Genomic DNA, 26,392 nt, shown 5'->3' on the forward strand with positions numbered 1-26,392 from the left:
GTCGCCGGCACCGGATTAGAGGAAGCCTGCAAACTTGCCGACGATACCGAGCACGACCGTGATGACGATGAGACGCAGCGGACTCCAGCCGCGGCGGATCAGCGCATACATGGCCAGGGTGTAGAGCAGCGGCAGGAAAGCCGGCATCAGCTTGTCGAGCACGTCCGCCTGCAGTTTCACCACCGCATCACCGGCGGTGATCTCCAGGGTGGTGCCGAGCCGCACATAGGTGGCGACCAGGGCGCCGATCACCGTCATGCCTACGATGGAGGCGGCATGCCCCACCTTGCGGGTGTTGGCCTTGATGAGCGGAATGGCGGCGACCCCCATGCGGTAGGCGTAGTGCGCCAGCCCGAAGCGCAGGCCGAAGTGCACCACATTGAACAGCAGGAAGAAGAACACGGCGCCCATGATGGAGCCCTGCAGCGCCAGATCGGCGCCGATACCGCCACAGATGGGCAGCAGGGTGAGCCAGAACATGGCATCCCCGATCCCGCCCAGCGGTGCGCCGACCGCTATCTTGGTGCTCTGTATGCTGTTGACGTTCTGCTTGGATCGCTCCATCGCCAGCACTATGCCCATCACGAAAGTGACCAAGAAAGGGTGGGTGTTGAAGAAGCCCATGTGCCCCTTCATGGCCCGGGAGAGATCCCTGGGGTTGGTGTGGATCTTCTGCAGCGCCGGCAGCAGGCCGTAGAGCCAGCCGGAAGCCTGCATCCGCTCGTAGTTGAAGGAGGCCTGCAACAGCAGGGAGCGCCAGGCGAAGCGATTGATGTCCTGGCGGGTCAGCTCGGCCCCCAGTTGCTGATCTTCGTAGACGTCGTCGGAGACGGTGCGGGTCGGTTGCGGCTCGGCCGCCGGGGCGATCTGCCGGGCTGTGTTGTTAGATACCATCTTCAGTTTCCTCCTGGGTGGGGCGGGCTTGCGGCGCCGGGTCCTTGCGCATGAAGTCGATCAGGGCCATGGCCAGAGCGGCCGCGGCTATGGCCAGCACCGGCAGCTTGAGCCAGGCGGCGGCGACGAAGCCGAGGATGAAGTAGGGGATGTAGACATTCTTCATCATGATCTTGAGCAGCACGGCGAAGCCGATGGCGGGCATGATGCCGCCGGCGACCCCGAGACCGTCGATGAGGCGGGCGGGCAGCACGTCGATGGCGGTCTTGGCGTGTTCTGCCCCGAAGTAGGTGGGCAGGAAGGCGCACAGGAAGTAGAAGGTGCCGAGCGCCAGCAGGGCAAGGTAGTTGACTCTCTCTATGCCACGGGTATCGCCTGCCTCCGCCATACGGTCACAGCGGGACATGACCCCGGACATCACCGAGAAGAGGAAGGTGATCCCCATCTGGACCGCGACCGCGAAGGGGACTGCGACCCCGACCGCCACATCCGGCTTGACCCCTGTGGTGATGGCGAAGGTGGCACCGACTATGGTGCCTATGATGACGTTGGGCGGTTGCGCCCCCGCCAGCGGCGCTAGCCCCATCCAGACCAGCTCCAGGGTGCCGCCCACCAGTATGCCGGTGGGCAGGTCGCCGAGGATCAGGCCCACCAGCGGACCCAGTACCACGGGCCTGTGGAAGTGAGTCAGGCCGTTGAACAGGTCAAGTCCGGCGAAGAACGCCAGAATGCCCAGCAAGAGCCCTTGCAATAAACTGATTTCCATCACAATTGTCCTTAATCAGATCAGGTTGAAAATGTCCTGTGCCGGTTCGGTCGGCACGCCCTGGACAAAGCACTCGACGTGGGCGTCCTGCAGGGCGCGAAACGCCGCTATGTCCGTCTCATCCACGGATACCGTCTTGTGGATCTGACGTTTGCCGTCGGCGTAGTGCATGTTGCCGACGTTGATGCGGGGGATGGGCACGCCCCCCGCGACCAGGGTGCGAAAATCCGTCGGGTTTTTGCACACCAGCAATATCTTCTGGCGATCGACGGCCTTGCCTATGTTGTCGATCACCTTCTGCAGCGGCCAGAAGCGCACCGCTATCCCCTCCGCCAGCACCATCTCCATCAGGTTCTGTTGTATGGGGTCTTCCGCCACCTCGTCATTGGCCACCAGCACCAGGTTGGCGCCGGCAAACCCGACCCATTGCACCCCGACCTGACCGTGGATCAGCCGCTCGTCGATACGGCTCAGCACTATGTTTGGCATCAGACGCCTCCTTGCTGGTTGAACGGATAGATGCTGACGCCCTGCACGACCCGGTTGACCCGGCCGCTCGGGCAGGGGTTGTCCGGGGTGATGCCCAGCGCCAGTGCTGTGTGGAAGGCGTAGTACTGGGCGTAGAGCAGGTAGCAGAACGCCAGTTCGGCATCGTCGCTGTTGAGGGGGGTGGGCAGATAGATGTGCTCGCCGGCTGCGATGAGCGGATCGGGCCGATCGGCCAGGGCGACAACCCGGGCGGCGTGGCCGTCCTGGCGAAGCTCGGTGAGCAGATCCAGATCGTACTGGCGGGTGTAGGGATCGTTGGAGATCATCAGCACTATCAGGGTCTGGCCGTTGATGGCGGATTTCGGCCCGTGGCGAAAGCCGGTGGGGGAGTCATACATGGCCATCAGTTGACCCGAGGTGAGCTCAAGCAGCTTGAGCGCGGCCTCCTGGGCCACCCCCTGCAGGCTGCCACTGCCAAGATAGATGACCCGCTCCGGCAGCGGTTTATTCCACTCGGGCACGCTCAATTCGGCCTGGGACAGAATGGCTTCCCCCAGGGCGATGAGCGGCTGGCTGACGGCGGGATTGAACTGGCGCGGCAGGAACACAGCCAGGCAGCTCAGCATCATGCTGGTCAGGCTGCTGGTCATGGCGAAGCTGCGGTCGTGGGTCTGGGGCGGCATCAGCAGCGCCAGGGAGCGGACATCCTTCTGGCAGCGCCGATAGAGCTCCCCTTCGCCGTTGCAGGTGAGCACCAGGTGGTGGCACTCGCTCAGCAGCTGGCTGGCCAGCTCGACGGCGGCCACGCTCTCCGGGCTGTTGCCGGAGCGGGCGAAGGAGATGAGCAGTGTCGGGTAATCCTGCGCCAGGTATACGTCAGGGTTGGTGACTATATCTGTGGTGGCGATCGCCTCGAAGCGGCCGTTGAGCCTGCCGCAGAGGTAGGGCGCCAGGGCCCGGCCGGCAAAGGCGGAGGTGCCGGCGCCGGTCAGGATCACCCGCAGGTTGCTCCGGGATAGCAGGGGCAGCAGGAAGCGCTCTATGGTGGTGCGGCACTCCTCCACCATGGTGAGTGTCTCCCGCCAGGCGGCGGGCTGTTGCCGGATTTCGCGGGCGGTGGCCAGGCCGTTGGCCGAGCGCAGTGTCTCTTCTGGATAACCAAGGATCATCTCTACAACTCCTTATGCAACCGGGGTGAGCCGGGAATGACTGGCGGGGGTGGTGCCACAGGCCTGGGCGTATTGGCGCAGCACCTCCTGCACCTGATCGAGAATGAGGTCGTGGGCTCTGGCCGACAGCGTGCCCTGGCGCACCTTTCGGTATTGCAGCGGCAGGTGCTGGCTGAGCAGGGGCAGGGGAATGGGCTCGGCGGCCAGGTTGGTGAGCAGCCGGGCGTAGCAGTCGTCGACCCGGCTGTCGGGCCAGTAGTAGCGAATGCGGTCGGAATAGCTGTAACCGCGGGCCAGCCGGCACTCGTTGGCATTGCCCTGATAGTGGCTGCGCCAGAAGTCGGGACGATCCAGCATTGTCTCTTCCAGTACCTGGCGCAGGCCCGAGCAGGCGCGGGCGACCACCAGCTCCTCTTCGATGGCGGCAAGGGAGAACAGCGCCTCCCGCAGGGCGAAGGTGAGAGCCGGGCCGACCTTGAGGATGGCGAAGTGGTCGCGCACCAGCTGGCAGTAGGCTTGCGGGGTCTGGTAGTCGGTGGAGTGTGCCTCGAACACCAGATGGGGGTAGGCTTCGATCATCCGGCTGAGGGGGGCGGCCTTGTTGGACTGATAGTCGATGACGTGGGTGTGGTCGAACTCCACACCGGGTTGCACCACCAGGCCGATCACTCTGGGCCAGATGGCCTCGAGTCCGACCCTGGCAAAGGCCTGCTGGTGGGTACTCAAGGTATGGCGGGCGGCTTCCGGTGTGGTCACGGTCAGCTCGGCCAGCGTCTCATGGGCGCCGCCAGGCACAGGCACCTCCGTGCCTATCACATAGACCAGATCGCAGCAGCCAAATTCGGCCAGGCAGGTCTGCTCGGCGATCAGGGCCAGTCGGGCAGCCCGCTCGGCGACCAGCTCATCGGGGAGGGGAACCGGATCCCCCAGGCAGGACATGCTGCAATCGAGGTGGATTTTCTTGAAGCCGGCGGCGACATAGCTGGCGATCAGCGCCTCGGCGTGTTCCATGGCCTGCTCGGCCGGCTCCCCCTGCCAGCGGTTGGGGCCCAGGTGATCGCCTCCCAATACCAGTCGCTGCAGGGGAAAATTGCACTCGGCGGCGAGCCGGTGCAGCCGGTCGCGAAAATCCACCGGCGTCATGCCGGTATAGCCGCCGAATTGATCCACCTGATTGGAGGTGGCCTCGACCAGCAGCAGATCCTCTCCCTGTGCCGCCAGCCTCAGGGCGGCCTCCAGCACCAGCGGGTGGGCGGAGCAGACGGCGTAAATCCCGACCGGTACCCCCTGCTTGTGCTGCGCGATCAGTGCCAGCATTGATTTCATTTCCCTCTCCCTCATGGCTGAATACAGAATGAATCTTTCGATGTCTTTCTTTACCCTAGGCTTGCAGCCCCTTAAACGAAACAAAAGCGTGCTCACACCTTGAGCAAGATCACAAAAAGAAATGAATCGAAATGCTTTTGATGTTTCGGAGGAGTCTAAATGAGGACTTTTAAACCAATGAAAGCTTGATTTGGCATAAAGGCTGGGCGTTAATAGCTAAACGTAACGAAGTGAAAGTCCTGATTTCACCACAGCACTCCGGCAGAGAGATTATGCAAACAACCGAAAAAAGTGTGCTTGGCACAAGCGAGCGGCGGGAACGCATCATTCAGCAACTGCGCAGCAATGGCAGCGTTCAGGTCAACGAGCTGGCCAGTCACTATCAGGTATCCACCGTCACGATCCGCAACGATCTGGCGTTTCTGGAGAAACAGGGGGTGGCAGTACGCGCCTATGGTGGTGCCCTCTTGTGCGAACCGAACCAGGCGATGCCCGAGCGCACCATAGCCGACAAGAGCATGCTCAATACCCCGGTCAAGCAGCGTATCGGTGCCATGGCTGCGAGCCTGGTGCAGGCCGGGAGTCGGCTCATTCTCGATTCGGGAACCACCACTCTGGAGGTGGCGCGCCACCTGCGCGAGCACCAGGAGATAGTGGTGATGACCAACGGCATGAACGTGGCGGATGCACTGCTGGAGGCGGAAGGGGTAGAGCTGCTGATGACGGGGGGACATCTGCGCCGCAAGTCGCTCTCTTTCTACGGCGCCCAGGCGGATCAATCCTTGCAGAACTACCACTTTGACCTGCTGTTTCTCGGGGTCGATGGCATCGATCTGGAGCGTGGCGTCAGTACCCATCATGAAGATGAGGCACGTCTCAACCGCTGTATGTGCAAGGTAGCCGAGCGGATCATAGTGGTGACCGATTCCAGCAAGTTTGGTCGGTTGAGCCTGCACAAGATCATCGATACCCAGCGCATCCACACCCTGATCACCGATGATGCCATTGCGGCCGAGACGCTGGCGGGGTTGCGTCAGACGGGGATAGAGGTGTTGCTGGTGCCGGCCTGATCCGGACAGTGAAAAGGGAGTGAGAAAGAGGGATGCCATGGCATCCCTCTTTCGTTGTCAGGAGACAGGCTCAGCCAGGCTCGGGGAAGTAACGTTCCAGCAGGGCGGTGAGGATGGCCTGGCTCTGCTCATCGGGCTCGCCGCTGACCAGGGCCGGGCGGAAATGGAGCTGGAAGGCGCGCAGGGCGGCGCGGCTCTGTTCATCCCAGGTGCCGCTGGGGGCGATCCCATAACCATAACGGGCGAGTTGCTGTTGCCAGGTGAGGGCATTCCAGGTGGGTGCTGGCTGCTGGCGCAGTGCTGTGACCCTGGCTTCATCAGGCCAGGCGCCGACCCCGTAGTGCAGGGCGAGCTCGCGCCAGGGGAAGTGGGGGCCGGGATCCTGCTTGCGTTCGGGGGCGACATCGCTGTGGGCCAGCACCTGGGTTGGCGGAATCCGGTAGCGTTGTACCAGCTTCTGGGTAAGGGCGCCGATGGCGGCGATCTGCGCCTGGGTGTAGGGCTGCCAGCGCCGCTGGTGGGCGGGTAGCAGCGCATCTTCCGGCGGATAGCCCAGGTTGACGATTTCGATGCCGAGGGAGCTGGCGTTGAGCCCCGCATACTGGTGCCAGCGACTGCGGCCCGCATGCCAGGCGCGCTGGCTGTCGGGCACCAGCTGGTAGACGGGCAGCGGTGTCTGGTCGGTGTCGCGGGGGATCAGGTAGTGAGCGCTCACCTGATGGGCCGGTTCGGTCAGCAGGCGCAGTGAGTTTGCATCATCTTCATCGGTGTAGTGCAGGATCAGGAAGGCGATGCGTTCATTCTGGCTGGCGCTGGGGTAACGGGAAGAGAGCTGATAGGGGGCAGGCTGGCAGGCGCTCAGCAGCAGTATGAGGCAGAGTGACCATAACCGCAGCCATATGACCCCGTTCGAGCCCGGACCGGGAAGGTGCGACGGCCAGCGCCGCCCACTGGCCAGTGGGACACGGGCTGACAGTGAGCAGATACGCTGGCCCATGACTCAGGCGCGGTACTTGGCGGTGAGGCCGATGAGGAAGTTGCGCAGGATCTGATCCCCGCAATCCTGATAGTGCTTGTGATCCTTGGAGCGGAACAGGGCACTCAGTTCGGACTTGGAGAGGTTGAAGTCGGCGAGCTTGAGGGTACCGAGCATGTCCTCTTCTTTGTAGTTCAGGCCGATGCGCAGCTTGCGCAGTATCATGTTGTTGTTGATCCGGTTCGGGATCACCTGGGCCGGGGCATCTTCCCGCACACCGCGGCGCGCTATGATGAAGCCGTCAAGGAACTGGCTCAGGGCTGCATCGGGACAGGCGACATAGCCCGCTTCCTGCTCTTCTCCTTCAGCCGCCTCTTTCATCAGCCAGCTGTGCAACTGGGCGTGAGTGACCGTCAGATTGCCTTTGGCAAACATCTCGACCATCTGGTCGTTGCTGATGGTGAGGGCGTAGCGCAGACGGCGCAGAATATCGTTGTTGGTCATGTTGACTCCTGTAGAAACGGCGCAACTTTATCATCTGGCGCGCCCCGCGTCAGAAAAAGCAGGGCCGACTCTGTTCATTAACGGAGGCTGATAGCGGCTGCCAACCGGCACCACGCTGCATCCACGGCATTCAGGCGAGGTAAAGGGGCGCCTCCCGACGCACCTGTTCCATCGCATCCTGCAACTCCAGCAACTCGGGCTCCAGCTCGCTGACCGGCACTCCGTCGCGCAGCTGTTGCTCCAGCTGGGAGAGCAATCGTTGCAGGCCGGGCACCCCGGAATAGGCACAGCCGCCATTGAGGCGATGCAGCTGTGCCAGCACCTCGGCATCCTCCACCTGACCGGCGAACGCGGCCTCCAGAACCGGGTCCACCTCGTCGAAACTGGCCATCAGCATGGTCAGCATCTCTTTGGCGAGATCCAGCTTGCCAGCGGCCTGACGCACCGCCAGGGACCAGTCGATCTGCTGATCCCCGTGGTTCTGGTGGCGACGGTGGGCGAAGTCGGTGATCAGCTGGGCCAGCATGCTCTCGTCGATGGGCTTGGCCAGATAGTCATCCATCCCCTGGCGGATCAGGCGTTCCCGCTCGCCGGGAATGGCGTGGGCAGTGACCGCCACTATGGGCGTCTCAGTGTTGAGGGACTGGCTGCGGATCGCCTGGGTAGCACTGATGCCATCCATGATCGGCATCTGTATATCCATGAAAATGATGTCGAACGGCTGACTCTGGGCCAGTCTGACGGCCTCCTTGCCGTTCTTGCACACCACCACCTGGCTCACCATCTCCTTGAGCATGGCGGCGATCAGCTTGAGATTGGCCGCATTGTCGTCCACCGCCAGCACCTTGATCGCCTGCACGCTGCGTGGGGAGGGGGTGGGCAGCGGCGCGCTCTTGGTCGCCTCGGGGGAGAGCAGGGCGTGCAGCAGCTTGCGATGGTTGGTTGGCTTGGAGAGACAGTGCTGGGCGCCGTGGGCCAGCATGGCCTCATAGAGCGATGGCTCGTGGCTGCTGAGCAACACTATGGTGTTCTGCTGGCCGTCCAGCGCATCGAGGCGAGCGATCACCTGCTGCGGAGTGTGCAGTGTGCTGCTGCCGATGATCACCATGTCCTGATTGCTCATCTCGGGCCAGATGGTGTCGATGGCGAGAGATTGCACATCCAGCTGCCATTCGGCCAGCAGGGCACACAGGGAAGAGTGGCTGAAGGGATCCGGCTCCAGCAGCCAGACCCGCTTGCCCTGAATGCGATCCAGCGGCAGCTTCTCGGTCTGGGGCAGGGGAGAGACGTCCATATCCAGGCTGAAGGAGAAGATGGACCCCTTGCCCAGCTCGGATTCAAAACGGATCTGGCCTCCCATCTGCTGTACCAGCTTCTGGGTGATGACCAGACCGAGACCGGTGCCGCCATAACGGCGCGAGATGGAGGAGTCGGCCTGATTGAAGGCCTGGAACAACTGGCGTTGCTGCTCTTCCGAGATGCCGATACCGGTATCGCGGATCAGCACATTGAGCCGCACCTTGTTGCCATTGCTGCCGCCGGTCTGCTCGATGTGCACATCCACGTTGCCACGCTCGGTGAACTTGATGGCGTTGCCGGCGAGGTTGGTCAGCACTTGCTGCAGGCGCATGGGATCGCCAGTGAGATAGTCCGGCACCTCGGCATCTACCTGCAGGGAGAGTTCGAGCTGCTTGTCGTGAGCACTGGGGCCGAGCAGGTGCATGGTCTCGTTGAGGGTGTCGCGCAGGCTGAACGGGATATGCTCCAGCTGCAGCTTGCCTGCCTCCAGCTTGGAGAAGTCGAGGATGTCGTTGATGATGCCTAGCAGGTTGCGGGCCGACTTCTCTATGGTCTGCATGTAGTCGGTCTGGCTCGGGGTCAGCGCCGTCTTGAGCAGCTGGCGGGTGAAGCCGATGACACCATTGAGCGGAGTGCGCAGCTCGTGGGACATGTTGGCCAGGAACTCGGATTTGACCCGCGCAGCCTCCTGCGCCCGCTTCTTGGCCATGTCGAGCTCGACGTTCTGGATCTCTATCTGTTCAAGTGTTTCCCGCAGATCCGAGGTGGCCTGATCGATATTCTGCTGCATCTCCTCGTGATATTCGGAGAGCGCTTTGGCCATGGCGTTGATGCCGTTTTTCAGCATGTCCAGCTCGCCGGTGAGCTGACCGCTGACCCGGGTATCGAGCCGCCCCTCCCTGATCTTGTGCACCGCCTGCACCATATCGGTGATGGGCTGAGTCACGCTCTTGACCAGCCTGAAGCCAAACAGGGTACTGAAGGCGATGCCGATGAGCACCATGATCACCGCGAAGAAGGTGTCGCGATACTGCAGGATCATGGCCCTGTCCGTGGTCATCTGCATGGAGATGTAGCCGATCATCGGCGGCTCCACATCGCTGGGCAGCGGGAAGCCATCCATGCTGGTTTCGGCCTGGATCGGGGTGCGCAATATGATGTCGTCACCGTACAGGGTGACGCTGGTCAGCTCGGGGATCTGGCTGCCATCGGGCAGCCGCAGCCGGGTGAAGTCCCTGTGATAGTTGGACGTCACGAACAGCTGGTTGTCCTGGGTGAAGACGGCGATGGACTTGATGAGCGGCGAGTTTTTGCGGTGGGTCAGGCCAATCAGCCGCTTGAGCGACTCGCGACTGTGCTGGGTCATGCCGTACTCACTGGCGATGGCCAGGGGCTCTATGATGTTGATGCCCTGATCGATCAGGTTGTTTTCCAGCTGCTGGTAGCGGTGGAAAGTAAAATAACCTGCCATCAGGCCGCCAATGATCAGGGTCGGCAATATGGTAAAGGCCAGTACACGGGCTCGAAGGCCGTACTTGGTCATGCGGATAGTCCCCCGATCATCCGGGTCGGCAATAGGGCAAACGACAGTGGGCGGGCCCGCAGGCCGGATTTGGTCATACTATTATTCTTGTGGGACAATAGCCTGCTGCAGATTCCACAATCATGACATAGCCACCTATAGGCACCAAGTTTTATGGCCCAGTTTTTCAAGCCCCAAAAGAAATCCACCCAGCCCCAACGTATTGAATTTACGGTAGACAGTCTGGATCACCACTGTGTCGGTATCGGCCGTCATCAGGGCAAGGCGATCTTCATCGAAGGGGCTCTGCCCGGCGAGCAGGTCAAGGCCCGCATCCTCGACGACAAGAAGCAGTATGCTCACGCCGCCTTGCAACAGGTAGTGACCCCGGCGGCGAACCGTATCGCCCCCTTCTGCAGCCACTACCGCGAGTGCGGCGGCTGCAATGCCCAGCACCTCGGCGAAGCGGATCAGCAGGCCGCCAAAGAGGCCGGGCTGATCAGTCTGTTCGAACGACTGGGGCAGATCAAGGCACCAGTGCTGGAGCCAGTGCTGACAGGGGAGTCCCGCGCCTACCGCCGGGTCTGCCGGCTGGCCATCAAGTTTGACAAGAATGGCCGCTGTACCCGGGTCGGTTTTCGTCGCCGTCAGTCCAACGATCTGGTGGAGATTGAGGGTTGCCCCGTGCTGGCCGAGCCGCTCTCTGCCCTCATAGTGCCGCTGCGCGAATGCCTCAATCGCCTCAAGAGCCAGCGTGAACTGGGCCATGCGGAGCTTATCCAGGCAGAGCAGGGGATCATGATGCTGCTGCGCCACACCGGTCGTCCCAACGAGGCGGATCGCGCCCTGCTGGTGGCGTTTGCGAAGTCGCAGGGGATAGACCTCTATCTGCAGGCTGCCGATGAACGCATCGAACCACTGCACCAAGCATTCCAGCCATCCTACTCACTGGATGGCCTGTCTCTTGCATTCGCTCCCGGTGACTTCATTCAGGTCAATGGCCCCATCAACCAGAGCATGGTGGCCCAGGCGCTGGCGTGGCTTGGTGCGAGCAAGGATGACAAAGTGCTGGATCTGTTCTGCGGCATCGGCAACTTCACCCTGCCACTGGCCCGTCAGGCCCGTGAAGTGGTGGGAGTTGAAGGGGATCTGGCCATGGTGGCCCGCGCCGAGGAGAACGCCCGTCGCAACGGTATCGACAACGCCCGTTTCTACAAGGCGGACTTGAGCGGCGACATAGTCGGCATGTCCTGGGCGCGGGAAGGATTCGATCTGGTGCTGCTGGATCCGGCCCGCCCCGGTGCGCTGGAGGTGATGGGTCACGTCGTGAAACTTTCACCCAAGCGAGTGGTCTACGTTTCCTGTAACCCGGTCACCCTGGCCCGTGACAGTCAGGTGTTGGTGAAAGGGGGCTACCGACTGGTGCGCCTGGGGATGCTCGACATGTTCCCGCACACGGGGCATCTCGAGTCAATGGCGCTGTTTGAGCGGGGCTAAGCAGAGGATGTCCGGATGTTCCGTCGCTGCGGCCATCTGGACGCCATTGCGCTGTTTGAGCAGTAATGATTGAGGTAATCTAGACCCTCGTAAATCGGCAGGGCCTGTTGGAGAACTCTATTGTCTTTATTGACAATATGCCTTGAAAAGTTCTCCAGATATCCCCATTTGAGGCAGTCTCATCAGGTGAGGGGGAGGAAGCGGCAGCTTTCGGCCCAATAATTTAAAGGATTGATACCATGGTTGCGGTTCGCGATATTCATTTGAAAGACAACTTCACCCTGGAAGAGTGGGTCAGCTCGCTCAACCTGAGTGACAGTGACAAGGATCAACTGCGAACCGTCTATCAGTACTGTTTGACGCTCGGTGACGAGGCGATCACCAACCGTTTGCTGGTGCGTGGTGTCGAGATGGCGGGCATTCTACTGATGCTCAGCATGGATCTCGGCACTCTCAAGGCCGCCATCATCTACCCCTTCGTCGAAGCCGGCCTCATCAGCCAGGAGCGGATGGACGAAGACTTCGGCCCCAAGATCGCCAAGCTGGTTGAAGGGGTGCTGGAGATGGAGGCCATCCGCTCCCTGCAGACTCTGCACCGCAGCGAAACCTCACCGGAGCAGGTCGACAATGTGCGACGCATGTTGCTCGCCATGGTCGAGGATGTGCGCGCCGTTGTCATCAAGCTGGCGGAGCGGATCGCCTGCCTGCGGGAAGCCAAGAAGGCAGATGAAGAGACCCGGGTGCTGATGGCCCAGGAGATCACCAACATCTATGCGCCGCTCGCCAACCGGCTTGGCATTGGTCAGCTCAAATGGGAGCTGGAAGATCTCGCCTTCCGTTACCTGCACCCGGACACTTACAAGCAGATCGCCAAGCAGCTCGATGAAAAGCGGCTCGACCGTGAGCGCTACATTCGCGAGTTTGTGCAGTCCCTGCGCGACGGGCTCAAAGAGGCCGGTGTGGAGGCGGAAGTCTATGGCCGCCCGAAACACATCTACAGCATCTGGCGCAAGATGCAGAAGAAGCACCTCGAGTTCAACGAGCTGTTTGACGTGCGTGCCGTGCGGGTGGTGACCAAGCGGCTGCAGGATTGCTATGCGGCACTCGGTATCGTTCATACCCATTTCCACCATATTCCCCGCGAGTTTGACGACTATGTCGCCAACCCCAAACCCAATGGTTACCAGTCCATCCACACTGTCGTGGTGGGGCCAGAGGGCAAGACGGTGGAGATCCAGATCCGTACCGACCAGATGCATCAGGATGCCGAGCTCGGCGTTGCCGCGCATTGGCGTTACAAGGAAGGGGCTCAGGCTGCCAACAAAGCCAACAACTTTGAAGACAAGATCGAGTGGCTGCGCAAGCTGCTCGCCTGGCAGGAGGATCTCTCCGAGAGCGGATCCCTGCTCGAAGATCTGCGCAGTCAGGTATTCGAGGACAGAGTCTATGTGTTCACCCCGAAAGGGGATGTCATCGACCTGCCGGCGGGCGCCACCCCACTCGATTTTGCCTATCACGTCCACAGCATGATCGGCCACCGCTGCATCGGTGCCAAGATTGACGGCCGCATAGTGCCGTTCACCTATGCACTGCAGACCGGCGATCAGGTGGAGGTGATCACCCAGAAGGAGCCGAACCCGAGCCGCGACTGGATGAACCCCAACTCCGGCTTCCTGCGCTCCAGCCGGGCACGGGCCAAGGTGGCCACCTGGTTCAGAAAACTGGACAAGGACAAGAACATTGCCGCCGGCAAGGAACTGCTGGAAAAAGAGCTGGACAGACACAACCTGACCCTTTCCAAGGTCGACAAGGTGGTGCTGGAGCGTTTCCACGCCGAGGAGCTGGAAGACCTGCTGGCCGGCATTGGCAGCGGCGACATTCGCATCAACCAGCTGCTCAACTACCTGGACACTCGTTACAACAAGCCGACGGCGGAGGAAGAAGATCGCCGGGTGCTGGAAAAACTGGAGCAAAAGGCCAATACCCCGTTCAGGCCCAAGCCCAAGGATCACATAGTGGTGGAAGGGGTCGGCAATCTGATGACCTACATAGCCCGTTGCTGCCAGCCCATTCCGGGCGACACCATACAGGGGTTCATCACCATGGGGCGCGGGGTCTCCATCCACAGAGATGATTGCGAGCAGCTCAAGGAGCTCTCCCGCCGCAACCCGGAGCGGTTGATCGATGCGGTGTGGGGAGAGAACTACTCAGGTGGCTATGGTCTTACCATCCGTATCCTCTCCAATGATCGCTCGGGTCTGCTGCGGGACATCACCACAGTGCTGGCCAACGAGAAGATCAACGTGATGGGGGTGCGTTCGCGCTCCAACGTGCGCGAGCAGACTGCCGAGATCGACATGGAGCTGGAGATCTACAACATCAACGCCTTCAACCGGGCCTTGGCCAAGTTGAGCCAGCTTAATGACGTGATCAGCGCCAAGCGCCTCTGATGGTGACCCGCCCGCAGCAGTGACCGACCTCAAGGTCGGTCACTGTTTTCCTCCTGATCACGCCCCCTGCAACCACGAATGGAAAGTTAACATCCCATGTCCCAACGTTACGACCTGCCCCAACTGCTCGATATCATGTCTCGTCTGCGTGACCCGCAAGGAGGTTGCCCCTGGGATCTCAAGCAGAGCTTCCAGACCATAGTGCCCCACACCCTGGAAGAGGCCTATGAGGTAGCCGATGCCATCGAAACGCAGGATTGGCAGGGGTTGAAGGGGGAACTCGGCGATCTGCTGTTCCAAGTGGTCTTCTACGCCCAGCTGGGCAAGGAGCAGGGGCTGTTCGATTTCGCCGATATCGTCGATACCGTGAGCGAGAAGCTCATTCGCCGTCATCCCCATGTGTTTTCCGATGCGGATCTTGGCGACGAGCAGGCGGTCAAGGTGAACTGGGAGGCGGAAAAAGCCAAAGAGCGGGCGGCACTCGATAAAGAGAGCGTGCTGGATGACATACCGCTCTCGCTGCCGGCCCTGACTCGCGCAGCCAAGATCCAGAAGCGCTGCGCCACCGTCGGTTTTGACTGGAAAACCCTGGGGCCTGTGGTGGACAAGATCCACGAAGAGATAGACGAAGTGATGGAAGAGGCGCTGATGGCCGACGTGGACGAGGGGCGGGTGAGCGATGAGCTTGGCGATCTCCTGTTTGCCACCGTCAATCTGGTGCGTCACTTGGGCAAGGATCCGGAGCAGGTGCTGCGGGGCGCCAACGCCAAGTTCGAGCGTCGCTTTCGGCAGGTTGAGCAATTTATCGCTGCGGAAGGCTTGAAAATGACCGATTGTTCGCTCGAAAAGCTGGACTCCGCCTGGGACAAGGCCAAGGAAACCGAACAAAGTTGATTTGGCGCAAGACGATGGCGCTGTGAGCCTGATAGATTTTTGTTCATTGTTTGGGAGTGGGGGTTTTGGTATACTGTTTCCCCGTCCTGCTTCATCCCCGAAGCACCCCTTAAAATTCCCTAAACTTCTTTCAGGTTCAGCATGACGACAAAATATATTTTTGTAACTGGTGGCGTTGTTTCATCCCTCGGCAAAGGCATTGCCGCAGCTTCTCTGGCAGCCATTCTGGAAGCCCGTGGTCTGGATGTGACCATCATGAAACTGGACCCCTATATCAACGTGGATCCGGGCACAATGAGCCCGACCCAGCACGGTGAAGTGTTCGTAACCGAGGACGGGGCCGAGACTGATCTGGATCTGGGCCACTACGAGCGTTTCATCCGCACCAAGATGACTCGCCGCAACAACTTTACCACTGGCCGCATCTACGCCGACGTGCTGCGTAAAGAGCGCCGTGGCGACTATCTGGGCGCCACTATTCAGGTTATCCCGCACATCACCAACGCCATCAAGGAGCGGGTGATTGCCGGTGCCGAAGGCCATCAGGTTGCCATCGTCGAAGTGGGCGGTACCGTGGGTGACATCGAGTCCCTGCCGTTCCTCGAAGCCATTCGTCAGCTGGCGGCTGAAGTGGGCCGCAACAGCGCCATGTTCATGCACCTGACTCTGGTTCCTTACCTGGCGGCTGCCGGTGAACTGAAGACCAAGCCGACCCAGCACTCCGTGAAAGAGCTGCTCTCCATCGGTATTCAGCCGGATGTGCTGATCTGCCGTTCCGATCGCACCATTCCGGCCAACGAGCGTGCCAAGATCGGTCTGTTCTGCAACGTGCCAGAGCGCGCGGTCATCTCCATGAAAGACGTCGACTCCATCTACAAGATCCCGGCACTGCTCAAGTCCCAGAATCTGGACTCCTACTTCACCGAGCGTTTCGGTCTGGAGTGCAAGGAAGCCGACTTGTCCGAGTGGGAACAAGTTGTCTTCGAAGAGGCCAACTCGACTGCGGAAGTGACCATCGGCATGGTCGGCAAGTATGTTTCTTTGCCGGATGCCTACAAGTCTGTCAACGAGGCGCTCAAGCACGGTGGCCTGAAGACCCGTCTCTCCGTCACCATCAAGTACATCGACTCTCAAGACATCGAGACCCGTGGCTTCGAGCTGCTGGAAGGCCTGGATGCGATCCTGGTACCGGGTGGTTTCGGTGAGCGTGGTGTGGAAGGCAAGATCCTGGCTGCCCAGTATGCTCGTGAGAACAAGATCCCTTATCTGGGTATCTGCCTTGGCATGCAGGTTGCCATGATCGAATTCGCGCGCAACGTCGCTGGCATGACAGGTGCTCACTCCTCTGAATTCAAGAAAGATTGCGCCTATCCGGTTGTTGGTCTCATCACAGAGTGGGTGGATGACGAAGGCAATGTCGAGACCCGTACCGAGAAGTCTGATCTGGGTGGCACCATGCGTCTGGGCTCCCAGCTCTGCCACCTGGTCGAGGATTCCAAGGTGCGTCAGATGTACGGCAGCCCGACCATTTACGAGCGCCACCGTCACCGTTACGAAGTGAACAACAAGCTGCTGCCGCAGATTGAAGCGGCAGGTCTGAAAGTGACCGGTCTCTCCGCCGACAAGAAACTGGTGGAAATTATCGAGATCCCGGATCACCCCTGGTTTGTGGCGGCGCAGTTCCACCCGGAGTTCACCTCAACTCCCCGTGATGGCCACGCCCTGTTTGCCGGTTTTGTGAAGGCGGCAGGCGAGTATCAGAAGCGTAATCTGAAGTAATTGAAAATAAATGCGGTTGAGGCTCTGTGCCACAGCCGCTTTTTTTGGCATATTTTTGTTGTTTTTTTACGAAACCTGAGGAAATACACATGTCCAAGATCGTTAAAGTGATCGGTCGTGAAATCATCGACTCCCGTGGTAACCCGACCGTTGAGGCCGAAGTTCACCTGGAAGGTGGTTTTGTTGGTATGGCAGCCGCTCCGTCTGGCGCGTCTACCGGTTCCCGCGAAGCGCTGGAACTGCGTGACGGCGACAAGAGCCGTTTCCTGGGTAAAGGCGTGCTGAAAGCCCTCGAAGCCGTAAACGGCCCGATCGCTCAAGCTCTGCTGGGTAAAGATGCCAAGGACCAGGCTGCTATCGACCAGATCATGATCGACCTCGACGGCACCGAGAACAAATCCAAGTTTGGCGCTAACGCCATCCTGGCTGTTTCCCTGGCCAACGCCAAGGCCGCTGCTGCTGCCAAAGGCATGCCGCTGTATGCTCACATCGCCGAACTGAACGGCACTGCGGGTGTTTACTCCATGCCGCTGCCGATGATGAACATCATCAATGGTGGTGAGCACGCCGACAACAACGTCGACATCCAGGAGTTCATGATCCAGCCGGTTGGCGCCAAGACCCTGAAAGAAGCCGTTCGCATGGGTGCTGAAGTGTTCCACAACCTGGCCAAAGTGCTGAAGTCCAAGGGCTACAACACTGCTGTTGGTGACGAAGGTGGTTTCGCTCCCAACCTGAAATCCAACGCCGAAGCGCTGGAAGTGATCGCAGAAGCCGTTGCTGCTGCTGGCTATGTACTGGGTAAAGACATCACCCTGGCCATGGACTGCGCTGCTTCCGAGTTCTACGACGCCGAGAAGAAAGAGTACAACCTGAAAGGCGAAGGTCGTATCTTCACCTCCAACGAGTTCTCTGACTACCTGGCTGACCTGACCACCAAGTTCCCGATCGTCTCCATCGAAGATGGCCTGGACGAATCTGACTGGGACGGTTTCGCTTACCAGACCAAAGAGCTGGGCAAAAAGATCCAGATCGTGGGTGACGACCTGTTCGTAACCAACACCAAGATCCTGAAGCGCGGCATCGACAACGGCATCGCCAACTCCATCCTGATCAAGTTCAACCAGATCGGTTCCCTGACCGAAACTCTGGCTGCCATCAAGATGGCCAAAGACGCTGGTTACACTGCCGTCATCTCCCACCGTTCCGGTGAGACCGAAGACGCGACCATCGCCGACCTGGCTGTGGGTACCGCTGCTGGCCAGATCAAGACCGGTTCCATGAGCCGTTCTGACCGTGTTGCCAAGTACAACCAGCTGATCCGTATCGAAGAAGCTCTGGGTGCCAAAGCTCCTTTCAACGGTCTGAAAGAAGTGAAAGGCCAGGCTTAATTCCAGCCCGCCCTTAATCTGCTCAAAGCCCCGCCAATCTGGCGGGGCTTTTTCGTATCCAGCTCAGCCGCTTGCGGTTTCTGCATTTTTTATTCCGGCCCAACCCATACGGGACACAGGCTTCCTTTTGTCTTGCCTGCGAATATGGGAAACTAGGCTGCTTGAAGGAGACTCAGTGCATGCGGCTACTCACTCTTATCCTGCTCTTCCTGTTGGGAGGGCTTCAATACGACCTCTGGCTGGGGAAGAATGGCTTGTCCGATTATCACGAATTGTCTGATGCCATCTCCCGGCAGCAGCAGGACAATCTGGTACTCAAGGATCGTAATAACCTGATTTATCGCGAGATTGATGATTTAACCTCAGGCCTTGAGGCCATCGAGGAGTTGTCGCGCAACGATCTTGGCTACATCAAGCAGGGCGAAACCTTCTACCGGATTATCCCCAAGGATAAAGGTCAGGAGACGGCGTCGGACGATGAGCCCTACGATGACTGATGCGAGAGTCACTGGCTTGATCGCTATCGTCCCGGCCGCTGGCATCGGCAGTCGGATGGGGGCCGATTGTCCCAAGCAGTACCTGCACCTGGCGGGCAAGACCATTCTCGAACATACCCTGGAGCGGCTGCTCTCTCACCCGGCGATAGCGCAGGTGATAGTGGCGCTGGCGCCTCATGATCGCTGGTTCGAAACCCTGCCCGTGGCGGCCGACTCGCGTATCCTGCGGGTAGAGGGGGGCGCCGAGCGCGCCTTTTCCGTTCTCAATGCGTTACATGCGGCCGGGGGGGAGTGGGTGCTGGTTCACGATGCCGCCCGTCCCTGTCTGACCCATGGCGATCTCGATACCCTTATCGCCGCCGCCATCCAGTGTGGGGGCGCCATTCTCGGCAGCAGGGTGCGCGATACCATGAAGCGCTCTGATGCTGCAGGCAACATCATTGGTACCGTCGATCGCGAGCAGCTCTGGCATGCGCTGACGCCACAGATGTTCCCCGCTCGCACCCTGAAGCGAGCGCTGGAGGAGGGGCTGACACTGGGGGCCACCATTACTGACGAGGCCTCTGCCATGGAGCGTGCCGGTTTCACGGTGCGGATGGTGGAAGGGCGCGCTGACAATATCAAGGTAACCCGGCCTGAGGATCTCTCTCTGGCTGGGCTGTTTTTAAGCCAGCAGACATAAGCCGTTTTTGCGACGGATGTGTCCACTGGCGATGAAAGTGACTTAAAGGAGCAGGCATGATCCGGATTGGACGTGGTTTTGACGTGCACAAAATTGACGAGGTAGGTCCCTGTATGTTGAGAGGACGCCAAGCATGATGCGAATTGGTCATGGTTTTGATGTACACAAGTTTGGTGGCGTGGGGCCTTGCATGCTGGGCGGGGTTGCGGTTCCGTACGAGCAAGGACTGCTTGCTCACTCCGACGGTGATGTGGTGCTGCACGCTGTGAGCGATGCCTTGCTGGGCGCCATCGGCGCCGGTGACATAGGCCGTCACTTTCCCGATACCTCTGCGCAATTCAAGGGGATCGACAGTCGTATCCTGCTGCGGGACGTTTTTGCCCGGGTAAAAACCGCGGGCTATGCCATCGGCAATCTGGATGTGACCATCATAGCCCAGGCCCCCAAGATGGCGCCCCATATCGATGCCATGTGCGCCGTGCTTGCCGCCGACCTGCAATGTGATTTGAACCGGGTGAATGTCAAGGCGACTACCACAGAACAACTCGGCTTTACGGGGCGCAAGGAAGGGATCGCCACCGAAGCCGTCGTCTTACTGGTGAAACAATAATGTTGGAACAGCTCAGTTATTTGCATGGTGTGCCGGCCGCCAAGGGCATTCTCAAGGCCGAGGCCAGCGATTTTGTGGTGGTTGAGGATCTGGGCTTCGAGCCTTGTGGTGAAGGTGAGCACATCTTCGTCCGGGTGCGCAAAACCGGCGAGAACACTGCCTGGGTTGCGGGCCTGCTGGCCGATGCAGCCGGGATTAACCGCAATGCGGTGACGTGGGCTGGCCTCAAAGATCGCCACGCTGTGACCGAGCAGTGGTTCGGCATCCACTTGCCGGGCAAAGCCGAGCCGGACTTGTCGGTGGTCGAGAGCGACAGCATCCAGATTTTGCAAGCCAGGCGTCACAACCGCAAATTGCGGGTTGGCTACCTCAAGGGCAACCATTTCACCTTGCGCCTCACCGGTCTGGCGCAGGCCGACGGGCTGGGGGCCCGCCTGCAAGCCATCGCCACTCAGGGGGTGCCCAATTACTATGGCGAGCAGCGTTTCGGCCGGGGTGGCAACAACCTGGAAGCGGCCAAGGCGATGTTTGCCGGCAAGCGGATCAAGGATCGCAACAAGCGCTCCCTCTATCTCTCCGCCGCCCGCAGCATGCTGTTCAATGCCATCGTCAGTGCCCGTATCGAGCAGGGGTTGGCCCATCAGCTGCTGGCCGGCGACTGCGTGATGCTAAAAGGCAGCCATTCCATCTTCAGTGAAGAGGTGCTGACCCCTGAGCTGGCTGCACGGCTGGCTTCCGGTGACGTGCAGCTGACCGCCCCCCAGTGGGGACGCGGCCGCCTGGCAAGCCAGGGCGCTGCCGCCGAGTTTGAGCAGGCGGTGCTGGCTCCTTATGCCGAGTGGTGTGACGGGCTGGAAAAAGCCGGACTGGATCAGGATCGCCGCCCGCTGCTGCTCAAGCCGGAGCAGATGAGCTGGCAGCTGGACGGCGAGGTGTTGACCTTGTCCTTCTTCCTGCCGGCCGGTGCCTTTGCGACCAGCGTGGTACGCGAATTAATGCAGGCCGAAGAGGCCGATCATGGTTTCAGGAATCAGTCCGATGCGAATTCTGGTCAGTAATGACGATGGTGTGCATGCCGAGGGCATTCGCGCGCTCAGCGATGCACTGAAGGCGTGTGGCGAGGTCATCGTGGTGGCGCCGGATCGCAACCGCAGCGGCGCGAGTCACTCCCTGACGCTGGAAGTACCGCTACGGGTCTCCCGTATCAGCGAAAACGGTTACTATGCGGTGAAGGGCACCCCGACCGACTGTGTGCATCTGGCGGTCAACGAACTGGTGCGCCCCGAGCCGGACATGGTCGTTGCAGGCATCAATCATGGCGCCAACCTGGGAGATGATGTCATCTACTCAGGCACGGTTGCGGCGGCGACCGAAGGACGCCATCTCGGTTTCCCCTCCCTTGCTATCTCACTGGTAGGACGGACCCACTTCGCCACGGCGGCCCACTATGCGGCCAAACTGGTGAGGGGGGTGATGGTGCATCCGCTGCCTGCCGATCAGATCCTCAATGTGAACGTGCCCGACCTGCCCCTTGATCAGGTCAAGGGGATCAAGGTGACACGCCTTGGCAATCGTCATCGGGCGGAGTCGGTGATCTGTACCGAGGATCCCCGTGGTCAGCCGATCTACTGGATTGGCCCCCCCGGCAGCCAGCAAGATGCGGGAGAAGGCACGGATTTCGCCGCCATCGAGCAGGGCTATGTCTCGATCACCCCCCTGACCATCGATATGACTGCATACAGCAGTCTGGCGGGTCTGGGGGCTTGGTTAGACCTGCAGGGATGAAGGTGTGATAGTACAGCGCCTGTTGAACCAGCTGATCGCACAGGACATTCGTGATTTCCGCGTACTCGCGGCGATTGCGAAAGTACCGCGCCAGCTGTTTGTGGATGAAGCCATGGCCCACAAGGCATGGGATAACACGGCGTTGCCCATCGGCAATGGTCAGACCATCTCCCAGCCTTACATGGTGGCGCGGATGACCGAGCTGCTGATCCAGAATGATCCGGCCCACGTGCTGGAGATTGGTACTGGTTCCGGTTACCAGACCGCCGTGCTGGCACATCTGGTGGAGCACGTCTATACGGTGGAGCGGATCAAGTCGCTGCAGTTCCAGGCTCGGCGCCGACTGCGCCAGCTTGATCTGCACAACGTCTCGGCCAAGCACGGCAACGGCTGGCTGGGGTGGCCCAATAAAGGGCCGTTCGATGCAATCCTGGTGACGGCTGCGGCCAGTGAAGTACCTACTGCTCTCACCGATCAACTGGCCGATGGTGGCCGTCTGGTACTGCCGGTGGGTGATAGTCATCAGACCTTGCAACTGATCGAACGGGCTGGTTCCCAGCTGACCAGCCGGATCCTGGAGCCTGTGCGCTTTGTTCCCCTAATTGATGGAGATGTTGAGTGAAGCTGTTTTCTCGTCTGTATGTACTGGTGATGCAGTGGGCTCGTCACAGGTATGCCCCTTATTATCTGGCGATCACTGCTTTCATCGAGTCGGTGTTCTGGCCTATTCCGGTTGACGTCATGCTGGCACCCATGGCGCTGGCCAAGCCGCACAAGGCGTGGCACTACGCTACCCTGGCGACGATCTTCTCCGTATTGGGGGCAGTGTTCGGCTATGCGCTCGGCTATGCCCTGTGGGAGCCGCTGGTGCAGCCGTTGGTGGTCTCTGTGGGGTATGAAGGCAAGATTGCCCTGGCACAGCAGTGGTTCGAGCAGTGGGGCATCTGGGTGATTTTTATTGCCAGCTTCACGCCAATCCCCTACAAGGTGTTTACCGTCACGGCGGGCTTGCTGCATATGGCACTGTTGCCCTTCATTGTGACCTCGTTGATCGGCCGTGGCATGCGCTTCTTCCTGGTGGCAGGCCTGATGCGCTGGGGCGGTGAGAAAATGGAGCGCAAGCTGATGCACTATGTGGATGTGCTGGGCTGGCTCTGTATTGGTTTGGCCGTTGCGGCCTATTTCTGGTTTAGTCGTTAAGGATCCACTATGCGTTCGCGTGTCTGGCAAGGAAGCAGTATCGTCGTGTTGTCATGGCTGCTGCTCGCTTGCTCTTCCAGCAAGACTGCTGCTCCGGTACAGGGATTGGGCAATGATCGCCTTGTCTCCACCATACCGGCTCGTCATGGGGCGGCCCAACCTGCTATTCAGGGCAACAGCTACACGGTGAAAAAAGGGGATACCCTCTACTCCATCGCCTTCAATTCGGGTAACGATGTGCCATCACTGGCCAACCTCAACGGTATCAGCCCTCCCTATAACATCTACCCGGGACAGCAACTCAGGCTCGATGCATCCGGTAGCAATACCCTGACTGCCAATCGCAGCGCCAGCACCTATCAAGTGCGTCGTGGCGACACGTTAAGCAGTATTGGCCGTCAGTTTGGCATTTCGAATCAAACACTTGCACAGAGCAACAACCTGCAGGCACCCTATGGGCTCCATGTTGGTCAGGTGCTGAACGTGCAGTCTGCCGCTATGGGCGGTGGCCAGATGGTTGCCGTGACGCGTCCTGTCACACCGCAAAGTAGCGGCCCCAAACCGCTTGCAATGGCACCATCAGGTACGACCACACCATTTATCAAACAGAAAACGATTGCTCAGCCATCTTCAAAAGAATACGCTCAGATAAGAGAACAAAAAAACAACAATAAACCTCAGTCGAGACTTTCTTGGCACTGGCCGACGCAAGGCCGGATAGTTGAGGGTTTCTCCGTTGCAGAACAGGGAAACAAAGGCATAGATATCGCTGGCCAGAAGGGGCAACCCGTCTACGCAGCGAGTGGCGGAAAAGTCGTCTATGCGGGTAGCGCACTAAGGGGTTATGGCAAGCTGATCATCCTCAAGCATGATGATGACTACCTCTCGGCTTATGCTCACAACGACGAGTTGCGAGTGAAGGAAGGGGATAGCGTCAAAGGCGGAGCGGTCATTGCCAACATGGGTAGCACGGACGCGCCGGATGTGCGTTTGCACTTTGAAATCCGGTATCGAGGCAAGTCGATAAACCCGATGAGCTATTTGCCAAAGCGTTAACCCCAGAGAGTTAAGTCTTACTCTGGTTCAGGTCAGGGAGACACACCATGAGCCAAGAACAACTGGTTATGCAGGATGCCGAGTTAGAGTTCGACGAAGAGCTGGAGACCCGTGAGGAGGAAGAGGTTCAGGAAGTAGCCGCTGAAGTGGAAGAGACTATTTCCGATGAACTGATGGCTCCGGAAGTCAACAAGGTGATGGATGCTACCCAGCTCTATTTGGGGGAGATTGGCTTCTCCCCCTTGCTCACCGCCGAAGAAGAAGTCTATTACGCTCGTCGTGCGTTGCGAGGCGACAAAGCCGCCCGCAAGCGCATGATTGAGTCCAACCTGAGATTGGTGGTCAAGATCGCCCGTCGCTACAACAACCGCGGCCTGGTGCTGCTGGATCTCATCGAAGAGGGCAACCTTGGCCTCATCCGCGCGGTAGAGAAATTCGACCCGGAACGCGGCTTTCGTTTTTCCACCTATGCCACCTGGTGGATCCGCCAGACCATAGAGCGGGCCATCATGAACCAGACCCGCACCATCCGTCTGCCTATTCATGTGGTCAAAGAGCTGAACGTTTATCTGCGTACTGCTCGTGAACTCTCCCATCGTCTCGATCATGAACCGACTGCAGAGGACATCGCCTTTGCACTGGATCGCTCGGTAGACGACGTAAATCGTATGCTCAAGCTCAACGAGAAGATCACTTCGGTGGATACCCCCATCGGTGGCGATCGTGACAAGGCGCTGCTGGATGTGCTCTCTGATGAACGTGGCATGGGGCCCGAGCTGGAGTCGCAGGATGACGACATGCGTGCCAGCATAGTGCACTGGCTGGAAGAGCTTAATCCCAAGCAGCGCGAAGTACTGGCACGTCGTTTCGGTCTGCTCGGTTATGAACCGGCCACGCTGGAAGATGTAGGATCCGAGATAGGCTTGACCCGGGAGCGGGTACGCCAGATCCAGGTTGAAGGACTGCGTCGCTTGCGGGAGATCCTGCTGGGGCAGGGGCTCTCCATTGAGGCGCTGTTTCGTACCAATTAGTTAGTACCAAGGCAGTCTGATACTGCTGACAGAAATACAGAAGGGGCCATGGGCCCCTTCTTCATTGCAACTGGATCCGCAGGATCATACCGGATCCAGAGTGTCCAGTGGCCAGCGTGGCACTGCTTTGACCGCCAGCGGCTCGAACACACCTGCCTTCAGGCGCTGCATGCCGGCATAGGCGATCATGGCACCGTTATCGGTGCAATACTCTGTGCGCGGATAGAACACCTCACCCTTGAGGCTCTCCATCAGCTCGGCCAGCTGGGCACGCAGGTGACGGTTGGCGCTGACGCCACCGGCCACCACCAGCCGTTTTAGGCCGGTCTCTTTCAGAGCGCGGCGGCACTTGATGGCCAGGGTATCGACCACCGCATCTTCAAACGCACGGGCGATATCGGCGCGGATCTGCTCATCATCACCGTTAGCTGCTATGGTGTTGGCGGCAAAGGTTTTGAGACCGGAAAAGCTCATGTCGAGCCCCGGGCGGTCAGTCATGGGACGGGGGAAGTGGAAACGTCCGGTGGTCCCCTTTTCTGCCAGCCTGGAAAGCAGTGGGCCACCCGGATAGTCCAGGCCCATCAGCTTGGCAGTCTTGTCAAAGGCTTCGCCAGCAGCATCGTCGATGGATTCACCCAACAGTTGATAGCTGCCGATACCGTCGACCCGCACCAGCATGGAGTGACCACCGGAAACCAGCAGCGCCACGAAGGGAAACTCGGGGGCTCTCTCTTCCAGCATGGGGGCCAGCAGATGCCCTTCCATATGATGCACGGCGATGGCCGGTTTGTTCCACGCCATGGCCAGCGAGCGGCCTATGGTAGCCCCCACCAGAATGGCGCCAACCAGACCCGGCCCTGCTGTATACGCGATGCCGTCGATGTCATCTTTACCCAGTCCCGCCTCTTGCAATGCGGCCTGGATCAAGGGGATCGTCTTGCGAACGTGATCCCGGCTGGCGAGCTCGGGGACGACCCCACCGTAGTCCGCATGCAGCTTGACCTGGCTGTACAACTGATGGGAAAGGATCCCTTTTTGATCGTCGAAGATCGCGATCCCGGTTTCGTCACAGGATGTCTCTATGCCCAATACACGCATTGCTAAAAAATTTCACTGCTAAAATGAGACGGCTATGGTAACCTTCGCGGGTTTTTTAAACCAGAGCGATCTCTGCGGGTTTACTTTCATTCCCTGTCCAGAGTATAATTTCGCACCATTTTAAGACATGCTGATCGACTGATGGTCAGCTAACAATATATCACTGAGGTGAAAGGCACATGCCAGTAATCAAAGTCCGTGAAAATGAGCCGTTTGACGTTGCTCTGCGTCGCTTCAAGCGTTCTTGCGAAAAGGCCGGTATCCTGTCTGAAGTTCGTAGCCGTGAGTTCTACGAGAAGCCGACTACCATTCGTAAGCGCGCCAAAGCGTCTGCTGTAAAGCGTCACGCCAAGAAGCTGTCTCGCGAAAACGCACGTCGTATCCGCCTGTACTAATCAGGAGAGAAT

At 59.6% G+C, this 26,392-nt stretch carries 25 protein-coding genes; 16 read left to right on the forward strand and 9 right to left on the reverse strand.

Translation table 11 applies throughout. The features are described 5' to 3' along the window. Positions 1-15: 15 nt before the first annotated feature. The 5 genes from agaE to kbaZ are packed head-to-tail and all read right to left on the reverse strand — an operon-like array spanning position 16 to position 4,644. Positions 16-894, reverse strand: coding sequence for a PTS N-acetylgalactosamine transporter subunit IID (gene agaE / locus GWQ29_RS14285; RefSeq protein ID WP_275919689.1), 879 nt, complete (start codon positions 892-894; stop codon positions 16-18). Beyond that, positions 884-1,660 (reverse strand): PTS N-acetylgalactosamine transporter subunit IIC, encoded by a 777-nt coding sequence (agaW, locus tag GWQ29_RS14290; RefSeq protein ID WP_043142155.1) that lies wholly within the window; start codon positions 1,658-1,660, stop codon positions 884-886. The genes agaE and agaW overlap by 11 nt, the downstream gene beginning before the upstream one ends. Before the next feature lie 15 nt (positions 1,661-1,675). After that, positions 1,676-2,149: a PTS N-acetylgalactosamine transporter subunit IIB gene (agaV, locus tag GWQ29_RS14295; RefSeq protein ID WP_275919690.1), complete on the reverse strand. Its 474-nt coding sequence runs from the start codon at positions 2,147-2,149 to the stop codon at positions 1,676-1,678. Continuing rightward, positions 2,149-3,318: an SIS domain-containing protein gene (locus GWQ29_RS14300; protein WP_275919691.1), complete on the reverse strand. Its 1,170-nt coding sequence runs from the start codon at positions 3,316-3,318 to the stop codon at positions 2,149-2,151. The genes agaV and GWQ29_RS14300 overlap by 1 nt, the downstream gene beginning before the upstream one ends. A 12-nt stretch (positions 3,319-3,330) precedes the next feature. After that, the gene (gene kbaZ, locus GWQ29_RS14305; protein WP_275919692.1) at positions 3,331-4,644 is read right to left on the reverse strand and encodes a tagatose-bisphosphate aldolase subunit KbaZ; all 1,314 of its coding nucleotides are present in this window, start codon (positions 4,642-4,644) and stop codon (positions 3,331-3,333) included. 272 nt (positions 4,645-4,916) lie between these two features. Between kbaZ and GWQ29_RS14310 the strand changes: the two genes are divergently transcribed. Then, positions 4,917-5,714: a DeoR family transcriptional regulator gene (locus tag GWQ29_RS14310; RefSeq protein WP_275919693.1), complete on the forward strand. Its 798-nt coding sequence runs from the start codon at positions 4,917-4,919 to the stop codon at positions 5,712-5,714. Between the two features lie 70 nt (positions 5,715-5,784). Here the strand turns inward: GWQ29_RS14310 and GWQ29_RS14315 are convergent, their stop codons facing one another. The 3 genes from GWQ29_RS14315 to barA form a co-directional block, all read right to left on the reverse strand. Continuing rightward, positions 5,785-6,711, reverse strand: a complete 927-nt coding sequence (locus GWQ29_RS14315) for an N-acetylmuramoyl-L-alanine amidase (RefSeq protein ID WP_265462557.1) — start codon at positions 6,709-6,711, stop codon at positions 5,785-5,787. Between the two features lie 3 nt (positions 6,712-6,714). Next, on the reverse strand, positions 6,715-7,194 hold the full coding sequence (locus GWQ29_RS14320) for a DUF1456 family protein (RefSeq protein ID WP_005318863.1): 480 nt from the start codon (positions 7,192-7,194) through the stop codon (positions 6,715-6,717). Positions 7,195-7,324: 130 nt separating this feature from the next. Beyond that, the gene (barA, locus tag GWQ29_RS14325) at positions 7,325-10,036 is read right to left on the reverse strand and encodes a two-component sensor histidine kinase BarA (RefSeq protein WP_017411572.1); all 2,712 of its coding nucleotides are present in this window, start codon (positions 10,034-10,036) and stop codon (positions 7,325-7,327) included. Between the two features lie 153 nt (positions 10,037-10,189). Between barA and rlmD the strand changes: the two genes are divergently transcribed. The 14 genes from rlmD to rpoS all read left to right on the forward strand — a co-directional run bounded on the left by rlmD (position 10,190) and on the right by rpoS (position 24,887). Further along, positions 10,190-11,512, forward strand: coding sequence for a 23S rRNA (uracil(1939)-C(5))-methyltransferase RlmD (gene rlmD, locus GWQ29_RS14330; RefSeq protein ID WP_275919694.1), 1,323 nt, complete (start codon positions 10,190-10,192; stop codon positions 11,510-11,512). A gap of 239 nt (positions 11,513-11,751) precedes the next feature. Continuing rightward, positions 11,752-13,962 carry a GTP diphosphokinase gene (gene relA / locus GWQ29_RS14335; RefSeq protein ID WP_275919695.1) on the forward strand — a complete coding sequence of 737 codons (2,211 nt, stop codon included), beginning with the start codon at positions 11,752-11,754 and terminating at the stop codon, positions 13,960-13,962. Positions 13,963-14,058: 96 nt separating this feature from the next. Beyond that, the gene (gene mazG, locus GWQ29_RS14340; RefSeq protein WP_275919696.1) at positions 14,059-14,856 is read left to right on the forward strand and encodes a nucleoside triphosphate pyrophosphohydrolase; all 798 of its coding nucleotides are present in this window, start codon (positions 14,059-14,061) and stop codon (positions 14,854-14,856) included. A 141-nt stretch (positions 14,857-14,997) separates the two neighbouring features. Next, a complete protein-coding gene (pyrG, locus tag GWQ29_RS14345) occupies positions 14,998-16,635 on the forward strand; it encodes a CTP synthase (glutamine hydrolyzing) (protein ID WP_005318871.1) in 1,638 nt (545 codons plus the stop codon). Positions 16,636-16,724: 89 nt separating this feature from the next. Beyond that, the gene (gene eno, locus GWQ29_RS14350; RefSeq protein ID WP_005318874.1) at positions 16,725-18,026 is read left to right on the forward strand and encodes a phosphopyruvate hydratase; all 1,302 of its coding nucleotides are present in this window, start codon (positions 16,725-16,727) and stop codon (positions 18,024-18,026) included. 179 nt (positions 18,027-18,205) lie between these two features. Then, positions 18,206-18,523, forward strand: coding sequence for a cell division protein FtsB (gene ftsB, locus GWQ29_RS14355; protein ID WP_265421936.1), 318 nt, complete (start codon positions 18,206-18,208; stop codon positions 18,521-18,523). After that, the gene (gene ispD / locus GWQ29_RS14360) at positions 18,516-19,205 is read left to right on the forward strand and encodes a 2-C-methyl-D-erythritol 4-phosphate cytidylyltransferase (RefSeq protein ID WP_265421935.1); all 690 of its coding nucleotides are present in this window, start codon (positions 18,516-18,518) and stop codon (positions 19,203-19,205) included. The genes ftsB and ispD overlap by 8 nt, the downstream gene beginning before the upstream one ends. A 133-nt stretch (positions 19,206-19,338) precedes the next feature. Further along, positions 19,339-19,815, forward strand: coding sequence for a 2-C-methyl-D-erythritol 2,4-cyclodiphosphate synthase (gene ispF, locus GWQ29_RS14365; protein WP_265421934.1), 477 nt, complete (start codon positions 19,339-19,341; stop codon positions 19,813-19,815). After that, entirely contained in the window at positions 19,815-20,873 is a 1,059-nt protein-coding gene (gene truD, locus GWQ29_RS14370) for a tRNA pseudouridine(13) synthase TruD (protein ID WP_265421933.1), read from the forward strand. The genes ispF and truD overlap by 1 nt, the downstream gene beginning before the upstream one ends. Next, positions 20,854-21,600 carry a 5'/3'-nucleotidase SurE gene (gene surE / locus GWQ29_RS14375; protein WP_265421932.1) on the forward strand — a complete coding sequence of 249 codons (747 nt, stop codon included), beginning with the start codon at positions 20,854-20,856 and terminating at the stop codon, positions 21,598-21,600. Before truD ends, surE begins: the two co-directional genes overlap by 20 nt. Before the next feature lie 4 nt (positions 21,601-21,604). Next, positions 21,605-22,222 (forward strand): protein-L-isoaspartate(D-aspartate) O-methyltransferase, encoded by a 618-nt coding sequence (locus GWQ29_RS14380; RefSeq protein ID WP_005318888.1) that lies wholly within the window; start codon positions 21,605-21,607, stop codon positions 22,220-22,222. Next, positions 22,219-22,800 (forward strand): YqaA family protein, encoded by a 582-nt coding sequence (locus GWQ29_RS14385; RefSeq protein WP_021139210.1) that lies wholly within the window; start codon positions 22,219-22,221, stop codon positions 22,798-22,800. Before GWQ29_RS14380 ends, GWQ29_RS14385 begins: the two co-directional genes overlap by 4 nt. A 9-nt stretch (positions 22,801-22,809) precedes the next feature. Continuing rightward, positions 22,810-23,856: a peptidoglycan DD-metalloendopeptidase family protein gene (locus tag GWQ29_RS14390; RefSeq protein WP_275919697.1), complete on the forward strand. Its 1,047-nt coding sequence runs from the start codon at positions 22,810-22,812 to the stop codon at positions 23,854-23,856. Positions 23,857-23,903: 47 nt separating this feature from the next. Next, positions 23,904-24,887 carry an RNA polymerase sigma factor RpoS gene (gene rpoS, locus GWQ29_RS14395; RefSeq protein ID WP_017411567.1) on the forward strand — a complete coding sequence of 328 codons (984 nt, stop codon included), beginning with the start codon at positions 23,904-23,906 and terminating at the stop codon, positions 24,885-24,887. 84 nt (positions 24,888-24,971) lie between these two features. Here the strand turns inward: rpoS and tsaD are convergent, their stop codons facing one another. Further along, positions 24,972-25,985, reverse strand: a complete 1,014-nt coding sequence (gene tsaD, locus GWQ29_RS14400) for a tRNA (adenosine(37)-N6)-threonylcarbamoyltransferase complex transferase subunit TsaD (protein WP_265421930.1) — start codon at positions 25,983-25,985, stop codon at positions 24,972-24,974. Positions 25,986-26,164: 179 nt separating this feature from the next. Between tsaD and rpsU the strand changes: the two genes are divergently transcribed. Then, positions 26,165-26,380, forward strand: a complete 216-nt coding sequence (gene rpsU, locus GWQ29_RS14405) for a 30S ribosomal protein S21 (protein WP_005309452.1) — start codon at positions 26,165-26,167, stop codon at positions 26,378-26,380. Positions 26,381-26,392 lie beyond the last annotated feature (12 nt).

Source organism: Aeromonas sp. 2HA2, from assembly GCF_029237345.1.
Classification (GTDB): Bacteria; Pseudomonadota; Gammaproteobacteria; order Enterobacterales; family Aeromonadaceae; genus Aeromonas; species Aeromonas salmonicida.